We start from the raw sequence: 25,251 nt of genomic DNA on the forward strand, positions 1-25,251 counted from the left end.
GGAATTTATCTTTAAAACATTAAGCTTATATGATGTAAAGCTGTTTGGTTGTTGAGCCGTTTTAACCTGTCAGAAACTGACGGCAATACACAAAAATCATTTGTATTTTTTTTTGATACTTCTTATTAGTGCTTTTTTATTGGTACTTTTTATTACTATTACCGTGTTTTATTGCATGGTTTATTGTTTCATTTTTGCTACCCTATCTTTTTGCTATCCGCTTTTATAAATTTGAAATTGAGATTACGTCATGTATCAATATAATTACGCTGATCAAACGTTGGTTGAGGAACGAGTCGCCCAATTTCGCGACCAAACTCAGCGCTTTTTGGACGGCTCGCTACCAGAAGAGCAGTTTTTACCGCTGCGCCTGCAAAATGGGCTTTATATTCAGCGTTACGCGCCCATGTTGCGTATTGCGATTCCCTACGGTTTACTTGCCAGCTATCAATTGCGCAAGTTAGCTGAGATTACCCGCCTGTATGATAAGGGTTATGGTCACTTCACCACCCGTACCAATATTCAGCTGAACTGGCCAAAACTCGAAGATGTGCCGGATATTTTGGCGCATTTGGCATCGGTGCAAATGCACGCGATTCAAACCTCGGGCAACTGTATTCGTAATACCACCACTGACCCGTATGCGGGTATTCATCAAGAAGAAATCGCCGATCCGCGTCCGTATTGTGAAATTATCCGTCAGTGGTCAACTTTTCATCCTGAGTTTGCTTTTTTACCGCGCAAATTTAAAATTGCAGTGATTGGTACGGAAAATGACCGCGCCGCGACCCAAGTCCACGATGTTGGCTTGCATGTGAAGAAAAATGAAGCCGGTGAGATAGGTTTTGAAGTGTTGGTTGGTGGCGGCTTGGGTCGTACGCCAGTGATTGGCAAAACCATTAATGAGTTCCTACCGCGCCAGCATTTGCTCAGCTACCTTGATGCCATTTTGCGCGTGTATAACTTACATGGTCGCCGTGATAATAAATATAAAGCCCGTATCAAAATCTTGGTAGAAAGCATGGGTGCGGCAGCTTTTGCTAAGCTGGTCGATGCCGAATGGGAAGCGCATACTAAAGATGGCGCGCTGACCTTAAATGACGATAATTTTGCCACCGCTGCCAGCTTCTTTACCGCGCCTGATTATCAGTCGTTTGATGCGCTACAGGTGCAGTCTGAACTGCAACAGCAACTGAGTGCGGATAAAGATTTTGCCAATTGGTACACCCAAAATACTGTTGCGCACAAGGTGGCAGGCTACCGCGCTGTGGTGATTTCTCTTAAAGCGGGCTTGGTTGATGGTAAATACATCCCATCCGGTGACGTCAACGCTGATCAAATGGACGCCTTAGCTGACCTATCTGACCGTTATAGCTTTAGCGAGTTGCGCGGTACGTATCAGCAAAACTTGGTCTTTGCTGATGTACAAACCAATCATTTATATGAGCTATGGCAGCAGTTGGCAGCGCTACATTTAGCCCGTGCCAATATCAATACCTTAACCGATATGATTGTTTGCCCCGGTTGGGATTACTGCTCGCTGGCGAATGCCACCACGCATAATATCGCTGAGCAAATCGAAAAGCAGTTTAATGACCTCGATTATCTCTACGACTTGGGCGATATCCGCTTAAATATGTCCGGCTGTATGAATGCCTGTGCCCATCACCACACCGGCGATATCGGTATCTTAGGCGTGGATAAAAAAGGTGAGCATTGGTATCAAATCAGCTTGGGTGGTAACTCAAGTAATGACGCCAAGCTCGGTAAAATATTGGGTCGTGCGGTTGCCGCTGACGATGTTGCCAGCACCCTACAAGTTATTTTAGATACTTATCTTGAGCTGCGCGGCGATAGCGATAACGAGGTAGAACGCTTTGGTGATCTGGTCGATCGCGTGGGCATTGCCCCATTTAAGGAGAAGGTCTATGGGTAATCATCATGTGCTAAACAGCCAAGGTGTTGATATCAGTAATCAAGATACGTGGCAGGCGCTGACCACCGCTGAGCTACCAGATGGCGTGGCGCTTACCGAGCTATCCTTGAGCGAGCTGCTGCACAAGCAAGACAAGCCCGATATCCTGATTCCCCTCACTGATTTATTAAAACCAACAGGCGAACTTGCCAGCGGATTATTACAACAGGTTTATGCGCTCTTAACCGAGCACAGCAGTCGCTTAGGGCTTTGGATGACCTCGAATACGGATACCGATGTGTTGGTAGGCTTGCGTGATTTTTTATTAACGCAAGCGCTGATTGTTATTCATGTGCCCGCCTTCGCTGATGGTCGCGGCTTTAGCTTTGCCCAAACGCTACGCCAGTTAGGTTATAAAGGTGAGATTCGCATGGCAGGCGCCTTTGGTCGCGATCAAATTGCCTATTTGCTACGGGTTGGCGCTGATAGCTTTGTGCTAAGCGAACATGACGTGCAATCGGGTGTTGAAGGCGGGATTAGCCAAGCATTCACTGCCCTTGCCAGCGCTTATGATGGTCAAGATGCTACTGCTTTACCGATGTTTTCAGGTGCGTAGCATTAATATTTTAAATATATTATAAGTCGTTATTGCTTTTAAATTATTGTTCTTAAATTTTTTGTGGTTACCAAACAACTTTTAATCAATTATCAACCTAGGATTTTATCATGAGCCAATTACACCCAAATCTAGACATCGACCAAGCCAACCAAGATTTACAAGGCAAAACGCCTGAGCAAATCGTTGAGTGGGCATTGACCCAAGCCAAAAACCCAATCATCACTACCAACTTCCGTCCGTATGAATCAGCAATTTTGCATTTGGTAGCTAAACAACGCCCCGATATCACGGTTTTATGGGTAGATTCTGGTTACAACACCGATGCCACGTATCAATTTGCGAATAAAGTTATCCGTGACTTAAACCTTAACGTCATCACTTATATCCCAAAACAAACTGCGGCGCATCGTGATGTGACCATGGAAGGTATCCCAGGGATTGATAACCCATTGCATGACGAATTTACTGACCAAGTGAAACTTGAGCCATTCCGCCGTGCGCTGAATGAACTAAAGCCTGACGTTTGGTTCAATGCCATTCGTAAAGATCAAACTGAATTCCGTCAAGGTCTTGATGTGCTAAGCTTATCAAAAGACGGCGTGTTAAAAGTAGCGCCATTGTTTGAAAAAACGGATGCTGATTTAGATGTGTATTTAGAAGAAAATAGCCTACCGAACGAGTTTGACTACTTTGACCCTACTAAAGTAGAAGAGCATCGCGAATGTGGTTTGCATACTCAGCTATAAGCCTGTTTGCTAAAAGGCGTTGTTAATATTAGTTCTAAGTTAATAGCGCTTCTAAAAACAGCATAAATCCCCGCTTATATAGTGTAAGTGGGGATTTTTTTATTTTTATTTCCACCAAGCCTATTCCTTCTAATACGGCTATCAAATACGACATACCAAGTTCCTCACAGCTATTCCCTTTCTTCGAATAAATCACTGCTCACATTAAAAAATGGAATATACTAATGCCAATACGCAACGTGAGCTGCGGTGTGTCATAATTCATAATAGCGTTAACTACAAAATTGAATGACTGGTTGTATTATGAATACCTTTCCGCTATTTTTTAAATTAGAAGACCGCAAAGTGCTCATCGTTGGCGGTGGTGATGTGGCGCTGCGTAAAGCAGATTTGCTACGCCGCGCTGGCGCCTGTATTACTATTCTTGCGCCCAGTATTTGCGCCGAGCTGCAAGCTTTGCTCACTAATGATAGCAATCACAATAAGCACGAGCTGATTTACGAGAATTATCATAAAACATATATGACAGGGTCGCGGGTGATTATTGCCGCGACCGATGATGAAAGTCTGAATCATCAAATTCATGCTGATGCTACCGAATTAAATATTCCAGTGAACGTGGTCGATACGCCACATTTATGCGACTTTATTTTCCCGGCTATCGTCGATCGTAACCCGATTGTTATTGGTATTTCATCGAACGGCAAAGCACCGGTGCTCGCACGGTTATTACGTGCCCGCCTTGAGACTTTAATTCCGCAAGGCTATGGCAAATTAGCAAAGCTTGCTGGCGAGTTTCGGCATGAGGTTAAAGCAAAAATACCGACATTAACCGGACGTCGCCAGTTTTGGGAACGCGCCTTTGAAGGTCAAGTTAGTGAGCTGATATTTGCTGGAAATGAAACCCAAGCAGCCGTGCAATTACAAGCCGATTTAGACCATACCGCCATGCAAATCAGTAAAAGTGCGGAGTTATCAAACGTCCAGACCTTATCATTGCAAGAAAAAAACGAGGCAATCCAGTCAGAAAAACAGCCCGTTGGTGAAGTGTATATCGTGGGTGCAGGACCGGGCGACCCTGAGCTACTCACCTTTAAAGCGTTACGGTTAATGCAGCAAGCGGATATCGTCTTTTATGATGCGTTAGTCTCACCACAAGTTCTGGATTTGTGCCGCCGTGATGCTGATAAAGTATACGTTGGTAAAAAACGCAGCAATCATGCCGTGGCGCAATTGGGCATTAATGAGCTGTTAGTCAATGCAGCAAAAGAAGGTCGCCGCGTGGTACGACTAAAAGGCGGTGACCCCTTTATCTTTGGTCGCGGTGGTGAAGAAATTGAAAGCTTACGCGCGCATCATATCCCTTACCAAGTTGTACCGGGTATTACGGCGGCAAATGCGGCAGCCAGCTATGCCGGAATTCCGCTGACCCACCGCGACCATTCGCAATCGGTACGCTTTGTCACCGGATTTTTAAAGGCAGGCGCACCAAACGGCAACTTTAAAAATTTCCTGAATACCGATGAGACGGTGGTCTTTTATATGGGGCTACACTCATTAGCACGTTTGACCGAAGGCTTGATTGACGCTGGGCGTGCCGCCGACACACCTATCGCGATAGTCTCTAATGCCAGTATGCCCAATCAGCAAGTATTGACCGGCACCATTGGCACCATTGTCGCGTTGCAAGAACAAGCGCAATTGCCAACGCCAGCGCTACTGATTATGGGCGATGTGGTGGCACTGCATCATGACTTGGCTTGGTATAACGTCAATCACCAGCAGCACAATCAAAACGTTAGTGATACACATGAGAATTGGCTTCGCGGCGGTACGGCAGCCACCCCAAAAGACAATTTTATAGGTCAGCAAGCCCATGCCTTATCGATGGTTTCAAATGTAGCCGAGCAAAAAGCGGACGATAGCTTGGAGCAGTTAATAATTGGTTAAGTTAAAAGCTTATTTTTAAATAATAACCCTCACTCGTCATTGCACTGGTGGGGGATTTTTTCGAACAAAAACTTATTGTATGCTAAAGTTGAGTAAAGACATTAGAAGTGATATAACGATGTCAAGTCTTTATTTTAAAAAACATCGATACTGTTTTCAAAATATAAAAAAATTATTACAATTAAATTAATAGACAATTGTAAATTATTTTTTATGTGGCCATAATATCTTATTATTTCATGAGTATTTGAGAGGTGTCATATGACAACATTTAAAATTTTATTTTCCGCATCATGTCTATCCTTATTGTTCATACTTCCTGCACAAGCGCAGACCTGTAAAGTCACTGACCCCACATTGGCTGGATTTTTAGAGAATTTGTCAGTTGTTATTCATAACTTATCCTGCAGCAAACCCCGCCAATTCTTGCTAGAATAATCGCTGTCTTCCCTTCTCAATTAAGTCCAACTATGTCTGTCTCTACTGCCGTTCCCTTAACTATCCTGCACACCTCCGACTGGCATTTGGGACGTCGGCTTTATGGACGTATGCGTTACGATGAGTTCGTGACATTTTTAAACTGGCTTGCTGACACGATTGCGACCCAACAAGTAGATGTACTCATTGTCGCAGGTGATATTTTCGATACCATGACACCCAGTAATCGCGCTCAAGCGTTATATTATGAGTTTTTGGGCACGGTATCAAAATCATGTTGCCAACATGTGGTTATTGTGGCGGGCAACCATGACTCTCCAACCTTTCTAGATGCACCCAGTCAAATATTGAAATTTTTAAACGTTCATGTCATCGGTACCGCTTGTGAAGACGTACGCGACGAAGTGCTGATTTTGCACGATAGCAGCGATTTGCCTTATTGCATTATTGCCGCAGTACCTTATTTGCGCGACCGCGATGTGCGTAGCAGTGGCGCTGGCGAGTCGATGGACAGCAAGGATGCTAATGTCATCAGCGGTATCCGCGCGCATTATGATGCAGTCGCTGCTATTGCTAAAAACCATCAACAAGTGCTTGCAAAGACACACGCTCGCCATATTCCTATTATTGCTACGGGACATTTATTTGCCGCTGGCGGCAGCACCACGACTGACGATGGCGTACGGGATTTGTATGTTGGCAATTTAGGGAAAATATCTGCGGAAATGTTCAGTCCCTATTTTGATTATGTGGCGCTTGGGCATTTGCATGTGCCGCAGCGCGTTGGCGGACGTGAGCATATCCGCTATTCTGGCTCACCCATTGCCATGGGTTTTGGTGAAGCGCGCCAACAAAAGCAGGTGTTATTGGTACAATTTGGCGCAGCAGCAGACGATGTCGCGGCACTATTTAACTCTTCTACATCTAACCCTTCTACACTAAATCTGCCGCCTAATAATAAAAAGACGGCAGCACAAAAAACAGCCAACCACACCGCGGCCAGTCATAATTTTATAGACGATTTATTTGGTTTTGATGACGTAGACAATATAGAGGTTGTACAAAACATAGGAAGCACAGTAGCAGAAGTTAATTTACTAAATGACGATAAATCACAAATGCGCGTGTCCGCCCTTCCCATCCCTTGTTTTCAGCCTTTAGCGCAAGTGTCCGGTGATATGCAAACCATCAAGGCGACTATTTGTACTCTCACCCAGTCACGCTCAGCGTCAGAGCCGATTTGGCTTGAGGTGGTTTATACGGGTGATGATATTGTTGCCAATCTGCGCGAACAGATAGCTGCCATGGTGGACGGCTTGTCCTGTGAGATACTGAAGATTAAAAACCTGTCTACTTATAATAAAGTGCTCAATCAAGAGTCAGCTTCTGAAACCTTGCAAGATTTAAATGAATTGGAAGTATTCGAACGCTGTTTATTGGTCAACGAAGTCACTGACGCGCAAAAACTGACCTTACGCCATGCTTACGAGCAAATTATTCATGAAATTTATGATAAAGACCATCACGCAGAATAAAATTCAGCACGATACCATATTTTTATAGCATTCTTTTTTACAGCATTTAGCGTTTACCCAACCTATAAGACCTGCCCATGCGCTTGATTGAACTACGCTTAAAAAACCTAAACTCCCTCAAAGGTGAGTGGCATATTGACTTCACCCACCCTGCGTTTGTTAATGAAGGGATTTTTGCCATTACCGGACAGACTGGGGCTGGTAAGACCACTATTTTGGATGCGATTTGCTTAGCACTCTATAGCCAAACGCCGAGACTGGGTGATATTACGGCATCCTCTAACGAGATGATGACCCAAGGCACTGGCGAGTGTTGCGCTGAGGTGGTTATAGAAATTGGCGGCAGGCATTACCGCTGTTTTTGGTATCAGCATCGCGCGCATAAAAAACCTAAAGGCAAACTTGCTGCTATTATTCATGAAATCAGTGACGTGGCAACAGGGGACATCTTAGAGGATGCTAAGTCTAAAACAGCACCCTTTATTAAAGAATTGATTGGCATGGATTTTAGCCAATTTACCCGCTCCATTATGCTCGCACAAGGTGGCTTTGCCGCTTTTTTAAATTCAGATATTGCCGATAGAGCCGCGATATTAGAAAAAATTACTGGCACGGCTACTTATGCGCAAATCTCCAAAAACGTCTTTGAGAAGAAACGCGATAAAGAGCATGAACTTGCTAAATTACAAGCGGGCGTGGACAGTTTGCCCTTATTAAGTGCGGAAGAAGAAACGCAGCTGACCGCTGATTTACAAGCGCAGCAACGTTTACAAAAAACGCAGCGACAAGCGCTTAACGACGTCACTCAGCATCTGGACTGGCTGTCGGATATCGCGCAATTAAAACAACACTTAGCACAAAATTTAACCGCAGTAACGAGCGCCACTAAAGATGAGCAAGACTTTATTCCCAATGCTTTGCGCCTAAATGCCGCAAATAAAGCGCTTGAGATTGAAAGTGTTTTTCAAGCACTGACGCATAGTCGCGATATCAGCAAAAATCTTAACCATGAACATCACATTTTACTCGATAAAATCCCTACGCAAACGACATTACTAGAACACGCTATTACCAGTTTTAACGCTGCCAGTGCGTCGGAAATACAACAGGCAAATGAGCTACGCGATACCCTACCCATTATTGCTAGCGTGCGCCAACTCGATGCCCAGATACAGCAGCACACGCACACAGTAGCCACTGACACTCAGCGTCAGACTGTCTTGTCATCGAGTATCCAGTACTTATCACAAGAGATGTCGACCCATCAAATAGCAGCGCAAAAAAATCAAAGTGAGCTGTCCCGCATCGAAAGCTATTTACATGAGCGTAGTGCACTCAATGGTATTGATAGCGATATTATTACCTTTAATAATCACTGTGCGCGCATAAAATCGCTGCTTCCAAGCAATCTTCAATCAAATGATAGTAAACAGGCATATCAAAATGCAAACCACCAGTTGCAACAACAACGCGCGACGCTCATAGAGCAGCAAGCAGCCGCCAACCAATTCATTGAACAAAAAAAACAAGCACTCGACGCATTACAACAACAGCAAGCAGCCTTACTCCAAGATAAGTCGCCAAATGAGCTGCGCGCGCATATTGATGATATCAACGCCCTCACTCAGCACAGCGATCAACTGCGCTTTGGGCTACAACAGCTGACGGATGTCTCAGAAAAAATTACTCGCGGCAGCGCTGATATACCTGATATGCAGCACGCCTTGAGCGCGCTTCAGGCTGCCATCATTCATCATGAAGTAGATATCCAAACCGCAAAATCCCAACGTCAAGACACGCAAGCCTACCTTGAAGCCCTACAAAAAGTGGCGAAGCTTGAGAGTTATATTATCGAATTACAGGATGGCGAACCTTGTCCACTATGCGGCGCGCGCGAACATCCTTATGAAAATCAGCATCCTCTATTGGACAGTCATCACAGTCAGCATGAGACCTCATTAACGGAGCAAACACGGCAAAAAATGATGGATATTGAGGTACTGATAGACACCTTAACGCACACGTTATCAGATGCTCAAAGCCAATATGCAGGCAAGCAAAATCAGCTACGACATGAAAACAATCAACTTGCCCTATTACGCACGCAAGCGCAAACGTTGTGTACCGATATCAATGCACTAAGCACCGCAATGTTGAACACAATATTTGGTACAACGTTTAGGACAACCGAAGCGGGTGACACGGTTATTGAACCTATCCTGCAGTCGATAAAAGACATCAGTCATCAGATATTGACCGTTTCGCAGCAGTTCGATGGCGATACTGACGATAACTTAAGCATAAGCCCAAGCATAGATTCGCAATTATTCAGGGACTTATTAGCTATAATCAACGACCCCAAAGTCGCACTAAATCAAAAAAAAGAACATATCAAAACGACGCTTAACCAATATGACCGCTTGTCTCAAACATTGACTGAGATGACCAAAGCACTTGACCATGCGCAACAGCAGCAACAGCATTCTCAAAATGACAATCATAAAATCACTACCGATATCAGGCTGAATACCCAAAGAATAGACGACATAGATAACGTGCTACAGGCAAATTTTGCGGAGCTGACCACCATAATAGCGGCGGTAGCCACTGTGATTGAAACCTATGCAGCTGATAACTATCACAGTCATCTAAACGGCTCAGTAACAGATGCCAATGCCCTCACCCGTGCCATAACTGATACGCTATCAGTATTAAATAACAGTATTCAGGACAACATAGTTCTTAATCAGCAGGATAGCAATCTAGCTATTGAGCACTTGCGCCAGTTCAGTATGGCTTTAACCCAGCTAAAACAGCATTTTTATACTCAAAAAGACAGCGTCCAAACCCTACAAATAGAAAGTGGTCGATTAATAACGCTCATAGAAACCAAGCAAGTACAGCTAAATAATGAGTGCCTTGAGCTTAGCAAGCTTAATACTCGTATCGAAGCACAAATGACGGCGCTTACACAGTTGCAAGACGAGAGAACCCAAAAATTCGCTGATAAAGACCCTGATGACGAAAGTAGTCGTTTGCATACTACCTTTAATAACGCCCAGTCTAAAAAGACAGAAGCACAAAGTCAGCTAGATAAAAGTCAGCAGGCACTATCGCAATTACAAAGCCGCGCGCAGCAATTAGCCACTGAGCTTGACGCCATAGCTGGCACGCTACACACGCAAGAACGTGAATTTAGCCGCTTGTTAATACAATCACAGTTTGCTACTGAAACGGATTTCATCAATGCGCGACTGCCCAAAGCAACGCGCGATACACTGCAACAACAACACACCGCTATTGAACAGGCATTAAATCACGCCAATCGGCAATGCAAGCAGACCCAGCAAGCGCTTGATGCCAAGTTATCGATGGCATTAACCGAACTGACCGATGAGAATCGAGACAGCCTTGCCAGCAAGCATAATGAGCTTAAAACAGATATTGAGCAGCGCTTGGGTACAATTGGCGCGTTTGAGCAGCAATTAAGAGCCAATGAGCAACAGAAAATGGTACAGACCACGCAAAATACGGCTATTCATGCTCAAAAAGAAGCGCTACAAGTATGGCAACAGTTGTATGAGCTTATCGGTTCAGCAGATGGTAAAAAATACCGCAATTTTGCGCAAGGCTTGACCTTTCAAGTCATGATTAATCATGCCAATATGCAATTAAAGAAAATGAGCGACCGTTATTTATTGACACCTGATAATAATAATCCACTTGAGCTCAATGTGATTGATAATTATCAAGGGGGTGATATTCGTAGTACCAAAAACTTATCTGGCGGTGAAGGTTTTATTATCAGCCTTGCTCTAGCGCTTGGTTTATCGCAAATGGCAAGCCAAAATACGCGCGTCGATTCCCTATTTTTGGATGAAGGCTTTGGTACGCTTGATGAAGAATCACTGGATATTGCCCTTGATACTTTGACCAACTTACAACAAGAGGGCAAGATAATCGGTATTATTTCTCATGTGCAAGCATTGAAGGCACGTATTTTTACCCAAATCCATGTCAAGAAACTCTCAGGTGGCTATAGTGAAATTAGTGGTCAAGGTTGCTCTAGAGTCGCCAGTTAAAGCATTGAGGTAAGGGGGGTGTATGACAACGCTTCAGACTATGGCTATGATTGTGATGATGATGAAAACCAACCTTAATCGCGCTAAAGCAATTGTCCTACCTATTAGTTTGTCGATTTTGGCTTTGACGGTGACGACCCCAGCATCAGCATCGATAAACTGTGCTGATACCTTGCCGAGTAGTTATTTTAAACGCATTGATGATAAGCAAAAATTTGCCGGCAAGCTAGGCACTTTAGCAAATGGCACTCAGCAGCTGCAAGACCAAACTGGTAGCGTTGTTTTAGATAAATTAAGCAATGCCTACGTACTGATGAACAAATACGTCTGGGCGCAGCGGCAGGGCAAACAAGGGATAGTCACTGCGACTACCAGTAAAAACCAGTGCTAAGCAATCTAAACAACTTCAACAAAAAACTCAAGTCCCTACTCCACGGCTGCGTGCAGCAAGAGCACCACGCGCCCTACTACCTGCTGCTATCAGCCACGCCCATTATAATAGTAATAAAGATCGCGACTATTTTGTGATTGCCTCGGCTGGCATGAAAAAAGCACCCATCAAAGTAGGCTTGTTAGATGATAAAGGCACGTGGGTGGTTCCTCAGGTTTATGATGCACTACAACCCTTAAATCCTTGTACCGATAAACCCTTATATCTGCAAGTCCGCTTGCAACAAAAAACCGCACTTATTAATCAGCAGCATAAAATTATTATTCCGTTTGCGCCCAATCAGCATTTGGAAGCTTTTAATAGTAATGTGACACCGCTACTATTTTTACGCAGCACTTTGGTTGCAGGCAGTACCGCAACAGGATTTAGTGAAGATATCAAAGACGAGATTGTTAGCGCGCAAATTGTTGATGACACTGGTAAATTACGCTTAGCATCAAGTGCGCCCATTACCAAATTGCTTTATCACCAGCTGTATATGTATCAGCAGGCAGGTAAATATGGCGTTATAAACAATCAAGCAAAAGTTATCTTTGCACCGCAATTCACCCGCTATCGCGATGACGGGGATAAAGTATGGGTAGAAAAAAATGGCAAAATGGTACGTTTAGAGCCACTTATTAAATAAGAAACTTAATAGTCTTATTAACATGACAATAAACAGTTGTTTTAGTTACGGATATTATTTCACCACTAAACCACTGATTTCACTCATCAATACTGATAAGGTCGATAAACCAACGACATTACCATCACGACTTGCCAGCTCATTCAGCTTTTGCATTTCTGCTTGTACAGCGACAAGTGAGTTATTGTGGCGAGCTTTCCAGTCAATAAATGCTTGTGCGGGATTTGGCTGTGACAGTAGCGTGTCCATCAATAAGCGTATACCGCGTGTGACTTCATTTGCGAGCGCATGACGGGCACGGCGATCCCAATAGTCGTGCTGTGGTAAGTTGGCGATATTGTTAATCATCCAATCAAGTTGCAACACTTGATACGCTTCAAAATATAATGCCGCAATCTCAGCGACCGGTCGCTCGTAACGCTCTGCAAGGCGCGCCGTATCAAGGGCATCAACATGATATGGCAACATGGCAAATAGCGTGGCATCACTGTCAGACAAACCATCTTGCATTAAGCTTGTGGTTTCTTGTTGCAAATGCTGAGCAAACTCTTGCTCGATAAAGCCACCTTTTTGGGTCAATTGCGCAACGCTACCGACAAAGCGTCCAATCAAATCATTGACGTTCAAGTCTGGACCAAAGGCATTGATAAACCATATCACGCCACTCTCGATAGCATCACGTAACCGCAGCTCTAGCTGTAACAAGCGCGTGGCATCTACTCTATTATCCAATGCTTCAAGCAACTGCCAAACAACGGGCACTTCAAAAACTTCACGCGTTATCGTATAAGCTCGGATGATAGTCGCTAGTGGCTGACCTGTTTCTTCCGTTAAGCGGAATAACGCTTCGATACCGAGGCGATTGACCACGCTATTGGTCAGATACGTGCTGATGATTTCGCGGTGCAAACGGTGTTCGACCATTTCATTGAAGAAACGATCGGACAGCTCAGCGGGGAAATATTTGCGTAACTCATTGACGAAATAAGGCGCATCAGGCACATCGGATAATAACAAATTATCATAGACCCACATTTTACCATACGCCAATACCACTGCCAGTTCAGGATTGGTCAAGCCTTTACCCGCTTTTTGGCGACGAGCGATTTCATCATCTGCTGGCAAGTATTCAATCGCTCGGTCAAGACGCTGCTCCGCCTCTAACAGTTGAATAAAGCGCTGATGATCGCTTAAATTAGCCGCGGCGCGCAGATGACTCAGCTCAATCGCTTGCGGTTGCAGATAGTTTTGGCGCAATACCAATTCTGCAACGGTATCGGTCATACTCTCTAACAGCTCGTTACGCTGCTCAAGGGTCATTTTTCCTTCTTCAACGACTTTGCCAAGCAAGATTTTAATATTTACTTCATGATCCGAGCAGTTGACGCCGCCTGAATTATCAATGGCATCGGTATAAATACGACCACCCGTTTGCGCATATTCGATACGACCGCGTTGGGTAAAGCCTAAGTTACCGCCTTCACCAACAATCGCACAGCGTAGCTCGCCACCATTTACGCGTACCGCATCATTCGCACGGTCACCCACATCGGCATTGGTTTCAGCCGCACTTTTGACATAAGTGCCGATGCCACCATTCCAAATCAAATCAACCGGCGCACGTAGCAAGGCGCTGATAAAATCATTGGGCGCAAGGCTGTCCTCATTAATCGCAAAAAGTGCTTTCATCTCAGGAGTAATAGCAATGGTTTTGTCAGTACGGGCAAACACACCGCCGCCTTGGCTAATCAATGATTTGTTATAATCTTCCCATGTTGAGCGTGGCAGTTTAAACAAACGCTCGCGTTCTGCATAAGACGTTGCCGTATCTGGATTGGGGTCGATAAAAATATGTAAATGGTTAAATGCCGCCACTAGCTTAGTGTGCGTTGAGCGCAACATACCATTACCAAAGACATCACCGCTCATATCACCAATACCTATCACGGTAAAATCATCTTGATTTTGAATATCCATGCCGCGCATTCGGAAGTGACGTTTTACTGACTCCCAACCGCCACGCGCTGTAATTCCCATGGCTTTATGGTCGTAACCGACCGAACCACCAGAGGCAAATGCATCGCCTAGCCAAAAGTTATATTCTGCAGATAGCGCATTGGCAATATCCGAAAATGTAGCCGTGCCTTTATCAGCAGCAACCACCAAATAAGGGTCATCGTCATCATGACGCACGGTATTGGCTGGCGGGACAATTTTTCCATCAACGATATTATCGGTGACATCGAGCATGCCACGTAGGAATGCTTGATAACAGGCAATGCCTTCCGCTTGAAATGCTTCGCGTCCATCTGCCATGCTTTTGGTTTTGACGATAAAGCCGCCTTTAGAACCAACGGGCACAATCACCGCGTTTTTGACCATTTGCGCTTTGACTAAGCCCAACACTTCCGTACGGAAATCTTCTGCTCGATCTGACCAGCGTAATCCGCCTCGTGCTGCCTTGCCGCCACGCATATGTACCGCTTCCACGCGCGGTGAATAAACGAATATTTCAAACATTAGCTTTGGTTTTGGTAAATTAGGAATTGCCGATGCTAAGAATTTAAACGACAAGCGGTCTTTACGCTCGCCATTGCTATCGACTTGATAAAAATTGGTACGCAGCATAGCGTTAATTAAATCTAGATACCAATGCAGAATACGATCTTCATCTAAACTATCCACTTCTGCCAGCGCGGTGATGATTTGTTCTTGAAACTGTGCCATTTTCTCAGCACGCTCGCTAGCGCTATACTGCGGATTCATTTTTGCATCGAACAATTCTGCCAACAGCACACTAATGGCACTGTATTTAATCATTGTCTGTCGGATATAACGTATCGAAAACCCAGCACGCGCTTGGTGCATATAACGCGACAAGGCTCGCAGTACCACCACATCATAAGTATCTAACTTGGTGGTTAACACTAGCTCATTAAAGCCATCATCATCGACACGCCCAGCCCAAATCTCTTGTAAGCTGTTTTCAAACTGGCTGCGCACCACTTGCATATCGACATTATCAACATGCGCTAAGGTAAGCTCATACTCTTGCATCCAAATCGGCTGCCCTTCTAAATCAAAGGTATAAGTATGCGCGGTGATAACTGCCACCCCGAAGTTCTCAAGAACAGGCAAGACATCAGACAAAGTTACCGGCTGCTGATTGCCATAGAGCTTTAAATGTAGCTGATTTTCAGCATCGGTTGTTGACTGATATAAATGCCAAATCATAGGTTGGGTATCGGTTAAGCTTAATAAACGCTCAATATCTTCATGTGCCGTTTTATCATCAAAACGCATTTGATACGCATTCGGGACATAATGTAAAAAACGCTCAAGCAACGATGACACAGTTTGCGTTTTATTTTTCAGGTCATTCTCAGTAGCAGATGTTTGGGTCATATGCGAAGATTTTGGCATAACACCGATCCTTTTTTATGAAAAGTAATGAATATTATTTCAGTTAGTATTTACGCTATGTTTTAGATTTAGTTTATGCTTTATTTACCCATTAGATTGTAACGCACCTGCTGTCATAGCTGATGCTTACAACATCATTTCATGAGTCATAACTTCTCTAATAACATTTATTAATAGGACGTATAAATTTTATTCTACTAATCATTCATAGTTTACTCTACCGCTTAGCTCCCATGACGTTTCTTATCTAATTATCAAACAAATTTTTACTTTTAATAGCTGAGTTTATGTTAGCTGCCAAAACCTTGTTATCATTGCGTGCCGACAAGTGGATACAAATGGCAATCAAGGTCAATTTTTTGTTAGAATACGGCAAGATATTTAATGATGAGCTAACGATAAAATACAACGTCGTTATTAACGCAGTCGCTATTAAATAGCTATTAACTCTTAACGCTAAGGGCAAGATGTATGATGAATATTTTAGTGATTGGCGCAGGTGGTCGCGAACACGCATTGGCATGGCAGTGTGCTAAAGATGCTAATGTGCAACAAGTCTACGTCGCTCCGGGTAATGCGGGCACAGCTTTTGAGCATAAATGTAAAAATGTTATTTTAGATGCTGCTGCCAGTGCTTCTGATCACAGTCCAGTCATCAATTTTTGCAAAAATAATGCGATTGACATGGTTATCGTTGGTCCTGAAGCGCCATTAGTGACAGGTATTATCGATGCGTGCCGTGATGCGGGTATACGAGCTTGGGGTCCGACTGCGTATTGTGCCCAACTAGAAGGCTCAAAAACTTTTGCCAAAGAATTTATGGCAGCTAACAATATTCCCACTGCCGCTTATCAAGGCTTTACCGATGTCGTCAGCGCCAAAGCCTATATTGATGAGCAAGGCGCCCCGATTGTGATTAAAGCCGATGGTCTTGCCGCTGGTAAAGGCGTTATCGTTGCTGAAACCATTGAGCAAGCTTATGCTGCGATTGAGGATATGCTCGCCGACAATAAGTTTGGCGATGCGGGCAGTCGTGTGGTGATTGAGCAGTTTTTACAAGGGGAAGAAGCCAGCTTTATTTGTATGATTGATGGCGAGAATATCTTGCCAATGGCGACCAGCCAAGATCATAAACGTGCCTTCGAAGGCGATACTGGACCGAATACTGGTGGTATGGGTGCCTATTCTCCTGCCCCAGTGGTTACTCAAGAGATTCATGATAAGGTCATGGCACAAGTGATTCAGCCTGTCGTTGATGCCATGAAAGCTGCCGGTCATCCTTATACTGGGTTTTTATATGCGGGTCTGATGATTGATGAATCAGGCAATCCTTTTGTAATTGAATTTAATTGCCGTTTCGGTGACCCAGAAACACAGCCTATTTTAATGCGTCTACAGTCTTCAATGGTAGATTTGGTGAGTCAAGGATTAGCAGGACAATTACCTAAGCAAGCAAAATGGGATGCGCGCCCTGCTCTTGGTATTGTTGTGGCGTCTAAAGGATATCCTGAGTCTTCTTCTAAAGGCGATTCTATTACTGGATTACCAGCGCTTAGCACTGACCCTCATAAATCAGTAAAAGTATTTCATGCGGGTACAGCGATTAATCCTAATGATGAGCAATCGGTAGTTACTGATGGCGGGCGCGTATTATGTGTCACTGCCTTAGCCGATAGTATTTTAGAGGCGCAACAAGCCGCACTTTCGGTTACTGCTGCCATTAGCTTTGATGGCGCACATTATCGCCGTGATATTGGGCATCATGCGATTGCACGTGAGCTTGCTAAATAATTAAGAGCTCAGTAATTAATAGCTCAATAATTAATAAATGATGATTAAAACGTTTATGAGCTTTTTATACTTTAATATTTGACCTAGTGCTACACTAGGTCAAAATCTTTGATATTTTACGATTCATCTTATTATCATTTACAAGAAGTAGCATTACCAAGTCACTGAAATAAGCTATTTATAGCTTACGAAGCCATCGTACTTTGTATTATACAATTTTGTATGTCAGCGTCATCTTTCCCTTGTATTGCAGGTCTTCAGCCCGCAAATCATTATTAACCTGATGAATGATTATATTTATGGAACACGATACGTCTAAATCTAATAATAAGCACTCAATCGACAACCTGAAAACTTCTGGGCTCGAACGTCGATTGTCGATTGCTAAAACGTCTTTGAATGTTGGTCGTCGCTGGGCGGGTAATAGTGTTTCTGGTATATTTTTAGATAAAAAAGCACGGACAGCACGCAACCAAGCGTTTATGGAAGCGCAAGCACAGTATGTCGCAGACGAGCTGGGAAAATTAAAAGGTTCTGTTGTGAAAATTGGGCAGATGCTTGCGCTATATGGCGAACACGTCCTACCACCCGAGATTACGCGCGCCCTTCAGACCCTAAATGACGATACTGCAACGCTGACATGGCCAAGAATAGAGCAAACGCTACAACGTATATTGGGTGATAAATTACATGAGCTGGAGATTGACCGAACGCCCATTGGCACAGCATCTCTCGCCCAAGTACACCGTGCAACCGTATTGGCAACTGGTGAACAAATCGTACTAAAAATTCAATATCCCGGTGTTGCAGAAGCCATTAACTCTGATTTAGCATTATTTAAACGTTTATTAAAAGTAAGTAACGTTGTACCACAAACGCGCTCACTAGATGCTTGGTTTGAGGAAATACGCGATCTCCTGCATATCGAAGTTGATTATGATATCGAAGCTGCCACTACAGAACGCTTTTATGCACGCTTGCAAGATGATCCGCGTTATGCCGTTCCCAAAATTAACCGGAATTATTCTAGTAAACGTTTGCTGTGTATGACTTATGAGCCTGGCGTTTCCGTCACCTCTGATGCATTAAAAAGCTTATCACCTGAGCGTCGCAATGCAATTGGTCAAGCTGCCATTGAAATTATGATGCAAGAAATTTTTGTTTGGGGCGAAATGCAAACTGACCCCAATTTTGGTAATTACTTAGTCCGTATCAGTGATAGTGATCATGAAACAGATAAGCTGGTATTGTTAGATTTCGGTGCTATTCGCCAGTTTGACAATGCTTTATTAACTATTGCGCGGGCGCTATTGCGTGCAGGCTATCGTCATGACCATACGGCAATGATGGCAGCCATGACTGGTTATGATTTTTTTGATAGCATGAGCGATAAAGTAAAATCAAATGTCGCTTCACTATTTTTGTTAGCAACTGAACCCTTTAGTGATACTGCCATTAATCCTGATATCCCTAAGGATTGCTTAGATGAACAGCAGCGTTATATTTGGGCAAAGAGTAAGCTACATTCGCGTATCTCGGCTACTGCTAGACGTGCGATGCAGTCATTTGAATTTAACTTACCGCCAAAAGAATTTATGTTTATTAGTCGTAAGTTTATTGGTGCTTATACATTTTTGACAGTCGTTGATGCACATACTAATTCTAATAATTTGGTAAAGCCTTTTCTATAAATAGTTTCTAATATGTGACTTTCGAACTGCTCTTTTGGAGCAGTTTTATGTTTGTTAATAAATCTTTACTTAGGCTATTTTATTTAACTGGTTTAAATGCTAGTTTGATATTCTCTCGCTATTATTCAGAAGCTGTCCATTCATCAAATCTTGTTTGATACCCTGTTGGCTTATGCATAGTTAGCTGCCAACAACTCTCGTTACGTGCTAGATATTTAACTTCAAAATGCGTGCGCTGGCTATCGGCTGGCACTTGCTGACGAACGGCTGGTAAACGCCAAACTCTATCAGCCTGTTGCTCAGCATTATCCATATATGTCTCAATATTAGTCGCTAGGATAATTTCCCCACCTTCTTGCAAACGCGACAATAAAAATTCAAAAAATGGCATATTTAACCATTGTTGATTAGGATTATGCTGTTCAGGATTGGGATATAAGATATAGATCTGAGCCACACTATTAGACGCCATAGCATGTACAATCCATGCTATGGCGTCGGCATGAACAGGGGTTAAATTATCCAAATCCTGCTGACTGGCTTGTTTAGCAAATGCCTCAAACTTATTGCGTGTACGTTCGATGGCGATTAGATGCCGATCAGGATTCGTCGCCGCAAAGCTCAAGGCATGTTTACCCTTCCCTGTCCCAATCTCGATAATAATTGGCGCACTCTCAGCATTATTATTTAAAAGAATACTTGGTTTACTAAAATCGCGTGGTGGCGATAGTTTTTCTGGCTGAAAAGTTCTTTTTTTCTGATGCGAGAGCGGTTTTTCGTTCATGGTTTTAGAGTTTACAGTATAATTAGTCATGAAATTTTTGCCTTGTATTTAGATTTTTTGTAATACATTAGTGATAGCGTAATATATTTATTTGGTAGTATTTAATACTTAGGCTATTTTTTGATATACCTGCTAATGTTAGCTAGAACTTATGAATTTCACTTAAACAAGACTCATATTTGTCTTTTAAGTTGCGCGTGCTATTATAATGGCTTGAGCGATTAGTTCCTACGCTGTTTCTATTCCTATACTAATTTTACGTCTTTTTATTCTAATTTTTTGATATATCACGAGGCTCACCTCATTTATTATGACGCAATCAAACCCAAATCCGCTGCCAAAAACCTATCCCTGCCCTCAATGCGGCACTCATACCGCATGGCAAGACAATAAATCAAAGCCATTTTGTAGTGAACGCTGCAAGCTGATTGATTTAGGCGCGTGGGCGAGTGAAGAATATACTTTACCTGCTGAGATCTCACCATTTTCTGATGAGTTATAATCCATAGTAAAGTCATACCAGTAAATACTGTAACACTCATAAATTTTAATTTTCTTACCATAACAACAACTATTTATCATCTTATTATTCTAAGGATATTCGTATGTCAGCTCATTATCTGATGCCCACTTATAATCGTCAGCCCATCAGCTTTACACGTGGCTCAGGCAGTTGGCTATATACCCAAGATGATACGCCATACCTCGATGCATTGACTGGTATTGCCGTATGTGGTCTCGGTCATTGTCACCCACAAGTGACCGACGCCATTCAACAGCAAGCGGCGACGTTAGTACATACCAGTAACTTATACAGAATCGATTGGCAAGAACGGGCGGGCGCTGCGCTTTGTACTGCCGCGCAAATGGACAGTGTATTCTTTGCCAACAGCGGTGCGGAAGCTAATGAAGCAGCACTAAAATTGGCGCGATTATATGCTTATCAACAAGGATTTAAACGTCCAAAAGTGATTGTCATGGAACAGTCTTTTCATGGTCGTACCTTATTATCACTATCAGCAACGGCAAATCCGAAAGCACGCGAAGGCTTTTTTACCTTAGATGATGACTTTATTCGCGTACCTTTTGGCGATATCGAAGCAGTTAAAAAAGCCGCTCTCGAGCACGATGATATTTGCGCGTTATTTGTCGAACCGATTCAAGGTGAAGGTGGTTTAAATACGGCAGCGAATGGTTTTGCTTATTTAGAACAGTTACAAGCAGAATGTGATGCGCACGATTGGTTATTTATGATTGATGAAGTACAGACGGGTAACGGTCGTACGGGCAAATATTTTGCGTATCAGCATAGCAATGCCCGTCCTGATGTCTTGACCACAGCAAAAGGTCTAGGCAATGGTTTTCCGGTCGGTGCGTGCATGGTGCGAGGACGTGCTAATGGTTTATTTGGCGCGGGCAGTCATGGCTCTACTTATGGTGGTACACCGCTGGCAAGCCGTGTGGTACATAGCGTTTATGACGTATTAGCCAATAGCGATATTATGGATAATGCGGTCACTGAAGGGCAATTTATCCGTGAAAGTATGACCAACGCGCTCGGGCAACATGGCGTTAGCAGTCGCGGCGCCGGTATGATGATTGGTATTGCGCTACCTGCAACGATGGATTGTAGCCAATTGGTTGACCATGCCCGTGATGAGCAAAAGCTGATTATTAATGTCACTGGCGGTCATGTTATTCGTCTTTTACCACCGCTGAATATCAGTCGTGATGAAAGCGAACAAGTGGTTGAACGCTTACTCACTTTATTACAACCTTTATTTTAAACGATATTTTTAAAAGTCTGTCTCAACATACTATTGTTGTTGAAATATAGTTCTAAAAAGCCCTTAGATTAACAGTAATCTAAGGGCTTTTTGTTATAAAACAGAAAAATAATTTATCTATTTTAACCAGCATGAAAGTACTTTTTTAACACTTCTAGGCAGCGTGTTATTTTTGCAGGTTGTTGTTCACGATTTAAAGTGACCGCATAAAGCACAAAACTGGGCAGCTGATAGCCCGTTAATACTTCAACCAACTCGCCACTTTCTAGTTCTTTCTTAATGTCCATTTCCATCATTCTCACCAAGCCATGCCCTTCTTTGGCTAATGTCGTTGCCATAAAAACATTATTGGTATGAATACGGGAAATCATTTTTGACCGTGTTTTTTTACCTGTTTCTGTTTGGGTCAGCTCTATTTGGTTAGGATCTTTCATGATATCAATGCAAATAAGCTGATGATCAACCAATGCTTTAGGGCTGTCAATTTTACTATGTTGTCGTAAATACTGCGGTGAGGCAACCAATAATTGACGTACATCGGTGAGCGGATGACTGCTTAAAGTAGAGTCATTAATACTAGGGCTCATACGAATGGCGATATCAATACGCTCATCAATCATATCAATATAATGATTGTCTGCAAAATAATTAATACTTAGGTCGTCATGTGCCGCCATCCATGAGGATAACGCAGGTAAAATATGATTGACGCCAAGCTCGGGCGTGGTCGCAATACGCAGACTGCCAGCGAGTTCATCACGCAGCTGATTAACCTTGATTCTACCTTGCTCAGCAGCACTGACCACATCTTTTGCCGCGCCATAAAAGCTCTCGCCTGCCTCTGTTAAGCTCAGCTTACGAGTTGAGCGATGCAATAATACCACGCCCAACTCGTTCTCTAATGAACGAATCTGTTGGCTTACTGCACTGGTTGTAATACCAAGCTCGCGGGCTGAGCCACTAAAAGAACCGTGTCCGACCACACTGGCAAACACGGCCATACCACGTAAATTGTCTAACATATTCCCACCTAAGCTACATTTATAGTTTTTAATTTAACTTAACCATTATAGCTTATTTTAATATTTTTTTATATCGTTCTATAGGTTGGTTTAGTAGGTTGTATTAACAATAAAACCTTATATATCAATAATTTAATATTTATAGTTAAGATTTCATTATTAGACTCTAGCGTTCATTTTACTTTAATTTGAAAAATAATGACTGAAAAATAGCAGCAACTGTTTAATATAAATTAACGCTCTATACCCAAAATACAGCTTAAAAATCCTGCTTCAGCTTAATATTATCGCACATTTTTTTCAGCTTAATTTTATGTTACCTTAGTTCTACCTTACCCATTTTCCCTTCACCACGCTCGCTCAAATAACGCATCACAGGTGAACGTTTTAACTTTTCTTCTGCGGCTGCCTCTGCTTGTAATAAGCGTTGCTGTTGACGGCGCTCAGGAGTCTTATCCTTAGACTGCGTGATACTGCTATCTACCTGTAAACGAATCTCTGTTTGCGGAAACTGCTGTTGTAACTTCGCTGCGAGCTGCTGAAAAGTCGCTTGTAGATGCTTGCTATCAACGCCAGTAATAAAAACTGCTTGGCCATTACACGCTCCTGACATGATGCCTTGACGGGCGAGCGCACGTTCATCTTCGGCTAAACTATCGGTTTCACGAACCGATTGTAGCCAATAATCCCACTTTTCTGGCGTCCACTCACCGATAAGTTCTTGCGGCAGACAACGTAGCAAAGTACGCGGATCGTCAAGCGGATTGATTAACTGAGAATCATTTCGTTCAGGTTCGGCAATTGGTTCGGCAATTGGTTCGGCAATTGGTTCGGCAATTGGTTCGGCAATTGGTTCGGCAATTGGTTCGGCAATTGGTTCGGCAATTGGTTCGGCAATTGGTTCGGCAATTGGTTCGCGTTCTACAGCGTAGTAATTGTTTGCTAAGTTATGCGTATCAAGGTTTAAATCTTCAGAGCTATCTATGGTATCTTTTGATAAATACGGTTCTACTTCATTTACCTGTTGTGTATTTACTATTGAATTTTCACTATTAATACCATTACTCTGGTCAATATCGTAAGGTTGCAATTCATGCGTAGCAGCAACAATAGTTTCATTGGCAGCTGAAGAATTTGAATTATTATTATTATTAATATTTGAATTATTAATAGATGGAGCAGCTGACGTCATCAGCATCTCATCAACTGGCAATGGACGAAACGCTAACAGACGCAAAATGCACATTTCCAGTGCTTGCATCGGTGTACTCGCCAGCTTAATACCTTCACGCGCCTGCACCACGATTTCATAGTACAGCTGCAACACATCAGGACTGATATGTTGAGCCAAAGTATTAATCGTTTGCGCTTGCGCTTCATTCACATTGAGTGCTACTTCAGGTAATAGCTGGGTTAATGCTAATTGATGGAGCAGCTCGGCAAGCCCATCAAACATACTGCTGGCATCAACCATTTGTGCGCGCATTTGCTCAATATGTGCCGCAACTGCCGACTTATCGTGATTATAAATATCAGTGATTAAACGCACCAAATCTGCCGCATCAATCAGACCGAGCATTTCATTAACGGTTACATCATCCAGTGCCCCTTGCCCAAAAGCAATCGCTTGATCCGTTAGTGATAGCGCATCCCGTACTGAGCCTTTTGCTGCACTTGCGAGCTGCCATAACGCAGGCTGAGTATAATTGATATGCTCTTGGGTTAAGATATTAGCCAAATGTTTACTGAGTAAAGTTTGCGGTAGCGGACGCAGCACAAACTGCAAACAGCGTGAAATAATAGTAATTGGCAGTTTTTGTGGATCAGTGGTCGCGAGCAAAAACTTCACATGCTCAGGCGGTTCTTCTAATGTTTTGAGTAGCGCATTAAAGCTATGCGTTGAGAGCATATGCACTTCATCAATCAGGTACACCTTATAGCGCCCTTGGCTTGGCGCATACGGCACATTATCGAGCAGCTCGCGCGTGTCCTCAACTTTAGTACGCGAGGCGGCATCAATCTCAATCAGGTCAATAAAACGCCCTTGGTCAATCGCCACGCAGTTATCACACACGCCACACGGGGTGCTCGTCACACCCCTATCACAGTTCAAACACTTGGCTAAAATACGCGCAATGGTGGTCTTACCAACACCGCGCGTACCGGTAAATAAATAAGCATGATGCAAACGGTTATAGTCAATCGCATTAATCAGCGCTTGCGAGACGTGCGTTTGCCCGATTAATTCATGGAAATTTTTGGGGCGGTATTTACGCGCTAAGACTTGATATTGCTGCGTCATATCTATCCATTTTGCCAAGTGGTTTGTAGTCGTCGGAGTATTAATTATCTTAATAATCAGAGTGCTACGGGGCGACTATTTTTGGGT

Annotated in this window: 17 protein-coding genes; 13 read left to right on the forward strand and 4 right to left on the reverse strand. The window is 43.3% G+C overall.

From position 1 onward, the window contains the following. The first annotated feature begins 250 nt into the window (after positions 1–250). The 8 genes from AOC03_RS01750 to AOC03_RS01785 all read left to right on the forward strand — a co-directional run bounded on the left by AOC03_RS01750 (position 251) and on the right by AOC03_RS01785 (position 12,364). Positions 251–1,936, forward strand: coding sequence for a nitrite/sulfite reductase (locus tag AOC03_RS01750; protein WP_062533324.1), 1,686 nt, complete (start codon positions 251–253; stop codon positions 1,934–1,936). Next, complete coding sequence (locus AOC03_RS01755; RefSeq protein WP_062533325.1) at positions 1,929–2,531, forward strand: DUF934 domain-containing protein; 603 nt, start codon at positions 1,929–1,931, stop codon at positions 2,529–2,531. The genes AOC03_RS01750 and AOC03_RS01755 overlap by 8 nt, the downstream gene beginning before the upstream one ends. Positions 2,532–2,641: 110 nt before the next feature. After that, positions 2,642–3,280, forward strand: coding sequence for a phosphoadenosine phosphosulfate reductase family protein (locus tag AOC03_RS01760; RefSeq protein ID WP_062533326.1), 639 nt, complete (start codon positions 2,642–2,644; stop codon positions 3,278–3,280). 303 nt (positions 3,281–3,583) lie between these two features. Further along, positions 3,584–5,230 (forward strand): siroheme synthase CysG, encoded by a 1,647-nt coding sequence (gene cysG / locus AOC03_RS01765; protein WP_062533327.1) that lies wholly within the window; start codon positions 3,584–3,586, stop codon positions 5,228–5,230. A 470-nt stretch (positions 5,231–5,700) separates the two neighbouring features. Continuing rightward, positions 5,701–7,203, forward strand: a complete 1,503-nt coding sequence (locus AOC03_RS01770; RefSeq protein WP_062533328.1) for an exonuclease SbcCD subunit D C-terminal domain-containing protein — start codon at positions 5,701–5,703, stop codon at positions 7,201–7,203. Between the two features lie 77 nt (positions 7,204–7,280). Next, positions 7,281–11,285, forward strand: a complete 4,005-nt coding sequence (locus AOC03_RS01775) for an AAA family ATPase (protein WP_062533329.1) — start codon at positions 7,281–7,283, stop codon at positions 11,283–11,285. Between the two features lie 22 nt (positions 11,286–11,307). Further along, a complete protein-coding gene (locus AOC03_RS01780) occupies positions 11,308–11,676 on the forward strand; it encodes a hypothetical protein (RefSeq protein WP_062533330.1) in 369 nt (122 codons plus the stop codon). Between the two features lie 133 nt (positions 11,677–11,809). Next, positions 11,810–12,364: a WG repeat-containing protein gene (locus AOC03_RS01785; RefSeq protein ID WP_062533331.1), complete on the forward strand. Its 555-nt coding sequence runs from the start codon at positions 11,810–11,812 to the stop codon at positions 12,362–12,364. A 54-nt stretch (positions 12,365–12,418) separates the two neighbouring features. Here the strand turns inward: AOC03_RS01785 and AOC03_RS01790 are convergent, their stop codons facing one another. Beyond that, positions 12,419–15,787, reverse strand: coding sequence for an NAD-glutamate dehydrogenase (locus tag AOC03_RS01790; RefSeq protein ID WP_227514262.1), 3,369 nt, complete (start codon positions 15,785–15,787; stop codon positions 12,419–12,421). Between the two features lie 287 nt (positions 15,788–16,074). On the opposite strand from AOC03_RS01790, the gene AOC03_RS12655 reads away from it, so the two are divergent. The 3 genes from AOC03_RS12655 to AOC03_RS01800 all read left to right on the forward strand — a co-directional run bounded on the left by AOC03_RS12655 (position 16,075) and on the right by AOC03_RS01800 (position 19,269). Then, positions 16,075–16,227, forward strand: coding sequence for a hypothetical protein (locus tag AOC03_RS12655; protein WP_157049272.1), 153 nt, complete (start codon positions 16,075–16,077; stop codon positions 16,225–16,227). A gap of 34 nt (positions 16,228–16,261) precedes the next feature. After that, on the forward strand, positions 16,262–17,578 hold the full coding sequence (purD, locus tag AOC03_RS01795; protein ID WP_062536366.1) for a phosphoribosylamine--glycine ligase: 1,317 nt from the start codon (positions 16,262–16,264) through the stop codon (positions 17,576–17,578). 299 nt (positions 17,579–17,877) lie between these two features. Continuing rightward, a complete protein-coding gene (locus tag AOC03_RS01800; RefSeq protein WP_062533332.1) occupies positions 17,878–19,269 on the forward strand; it encodes an ABC1 kinase family protein in 1,392 nt (463 codons plus the stop codon). 121 nt (positions 19,270–19,390) lie between these two features. Here AOC03_RS01800 and trmB read toward each other — a convergent pair whose 3' ends face one another. Beyond that, positions 19,391–20,083, reverse strand: coding sequence for a tRNA (guanine(46)-N(7))-methyltransferase TrmB (gene trmB / locus AOC03_RS01805; RefSeq protein WP_084785738.1), 693 nt, complete (start codon positions 20,081–20,083; stop codon positions 19,391–19,393). A gap of 280 nt (positions 20,084–20,363) precedes the next feature. On the opposite strand from trmB, the gene AOC03_RS12510 reads away from it, so the two are divergent. Both AOC03_RS12510 and AOC03_RS01810 read left to right on the forward strand, forming a co-directional pair. Further along, entirely contained in the window at positions 20,364–20,555 is a 192-nt protein-coding gene (locus tag AOC03_RS12510) for a DNA gyrase inhibitor YacG (RefSeq protein ID WP_084785739.1), read from the forward strand. A gap of 103 nt (positions 20,556–20,658) precedes the next feature. Continuing rightward, entirely contained in the window at positions 20,659–21,840 is a 1,182-nt protein-coding gene (locus AOC03_RS01810; protein ID WP_062533333.1) for an aspartate aminotransferase family protein, read from the forward strand. Positions 21,841–21,962: 122 nt separating this feature from the next. Here the strand turns inward: AOC03_RS01810 and AOC03_RS01815 are convergent, their stop codons facing one another. Together AOC03_RS01815 and dnaX are read right to left on the reverse strand one after the other, a co-directional pair. Then, positions 21,963–22,862: a LysR family transcriptional regulator gene (locus AOC03_RS01815; protein WP_062533334.1), complete on the reverse strand. Its 900-nt coding sequence runs from the start codon at positions 22,860–22,862 to the stop codon at positions 21,963–21,965. 316 nt (positions 22,863–23,178) lie between these two features. Then, on the reverse strand, positions 23,179–25,164 hold the full coding sequence (dnaX, locus tag AOC03_RS01820) for a DNA polymerase III subunit gamma/tau (RefSeq protein ID WP_062533335.1): 1,986 nt from the start codon (positions 25,162–25,164) through the stop codon (positions 23,179–23,181). Positions 25,165–25,251: the final 87 nt, after the last annotated feature.

It is taken from the genome of Psychrobacter urativorans, assembly GCF_001298525.1.
Lineage (GTDB): Bacteria > Pseudomonadota > Gammaproteobacteria > Pseudomonadales > Moraxellaceae > Psychrobacter > Psychrobacter urativorans_A.

Bases quoted from the DNA above. Each gene is read 5' to 3' on its own strand.
- AOC03_RS01750 (WP_062533324.1), top strand. From the start codon at position 251: ATGTATCAATATAATTACGCTGATCAAACGTTGGTTGAGGAACGAGTC.
- AOC03_RS01755 (WP_062533325.1), top strand. From the start codon at position 1,929: ATGGGTAATCATCATGTGCTAAACAGCCAAGGTGTTGATATCAGTAAT.
- AOC03_RS01760 (WP_062533326.1), top strand. From the start codon at position 2,642: ATGAGCCAATTACACCCAAATCTAGACATCGACCAAGCCAACCAAGAT.
- cysG (WP_062533327.1), top strand. From the start codon at position 3,584: ATGAATACCTTTCCGCTATTTTTTAAATTAGAAGACCGCAAAGTGCTC.
- AOC03_RS01770 (WP_062533328.1), top strand. From the start codon at position 5,701: ATGTCTGTCTCTACTGCCGTTCCCTTAACTATCCTGCACACCTCCGAC.
- AOC03_RS01775 (WP_062533329.1), top strand. From the start codon at position 7,281: ATGCGCTTGATTGAACTACGCTTAAAAAACCTAAACTCCCTCAAAGGT.
- AOC03_RS01780 (WP_062533330.1), top strand. From the start codon at position 11,308: ATGACAACGCTTCAGACTATGGCTATGATTGTGATGATGATGAAAACC.
- AOC03_RS01790 (WP_227514262.1), bottom strand. From the start codon at position 15,787: ATGCCAAAATCTTCGCATATGACCCAAACATCTGCTACTGAGAATGAC.
- AOC03_RS12655 (WP_157049272.1), top strand. From the start codon at position 16,075: ATGTTAGCTGCCAAAACCTTGTTATCATTGCGTGCCGACAAGTGGATA.
- purD (WP_062536366.1), top strand. From the start codon at position 16,262: ATGAATATTTTAGTGATTGGCGCAGGTGGTCGCGAACACGCATTGGCA.
- AOC03_RS01800 (WP_062533332.1), top strand. From the start codon at position 17,878: ATGGAACACGATACGTCTAAATCTAATAATAAGCACTCAATCGACAAC.
- trmB (WP_084785738.1), bottom strand. From the start codon at position 20,083: ATGACTAATTATACTGTAAACTCTAAAACCATGAACGAAAAACCGCTC.
- AOC03_RS12510 (WP_084785739.1), top strand. From the start codon at position 20,364: ATGACGCAATCAAACCCAAATCCGCTGCCAAAAACCTATCCCTGCCCT.
- AOC03_RS01810 (WP_062533333.1), top strand. From the start codon at position 20,659: ATGTCAGCTCATTATCTGATGCCCACTTATAATCGTCAGCCCATCAGC.
- AOC03_RS01815 (WP_062533334.1), bottom strand. From the start codon at position 22,862: ATGTTAGACAATTTACGTGGTATGGCCGTGTTTGCCAGTGTGGTCGGA.
- dnaX (WP_062533335.1), bottom strand. From the start codon at position 25,164: ATGACGCAGCAATATCAAGTCTTAGCGCGTAAATACCGCCCCAAAAAT.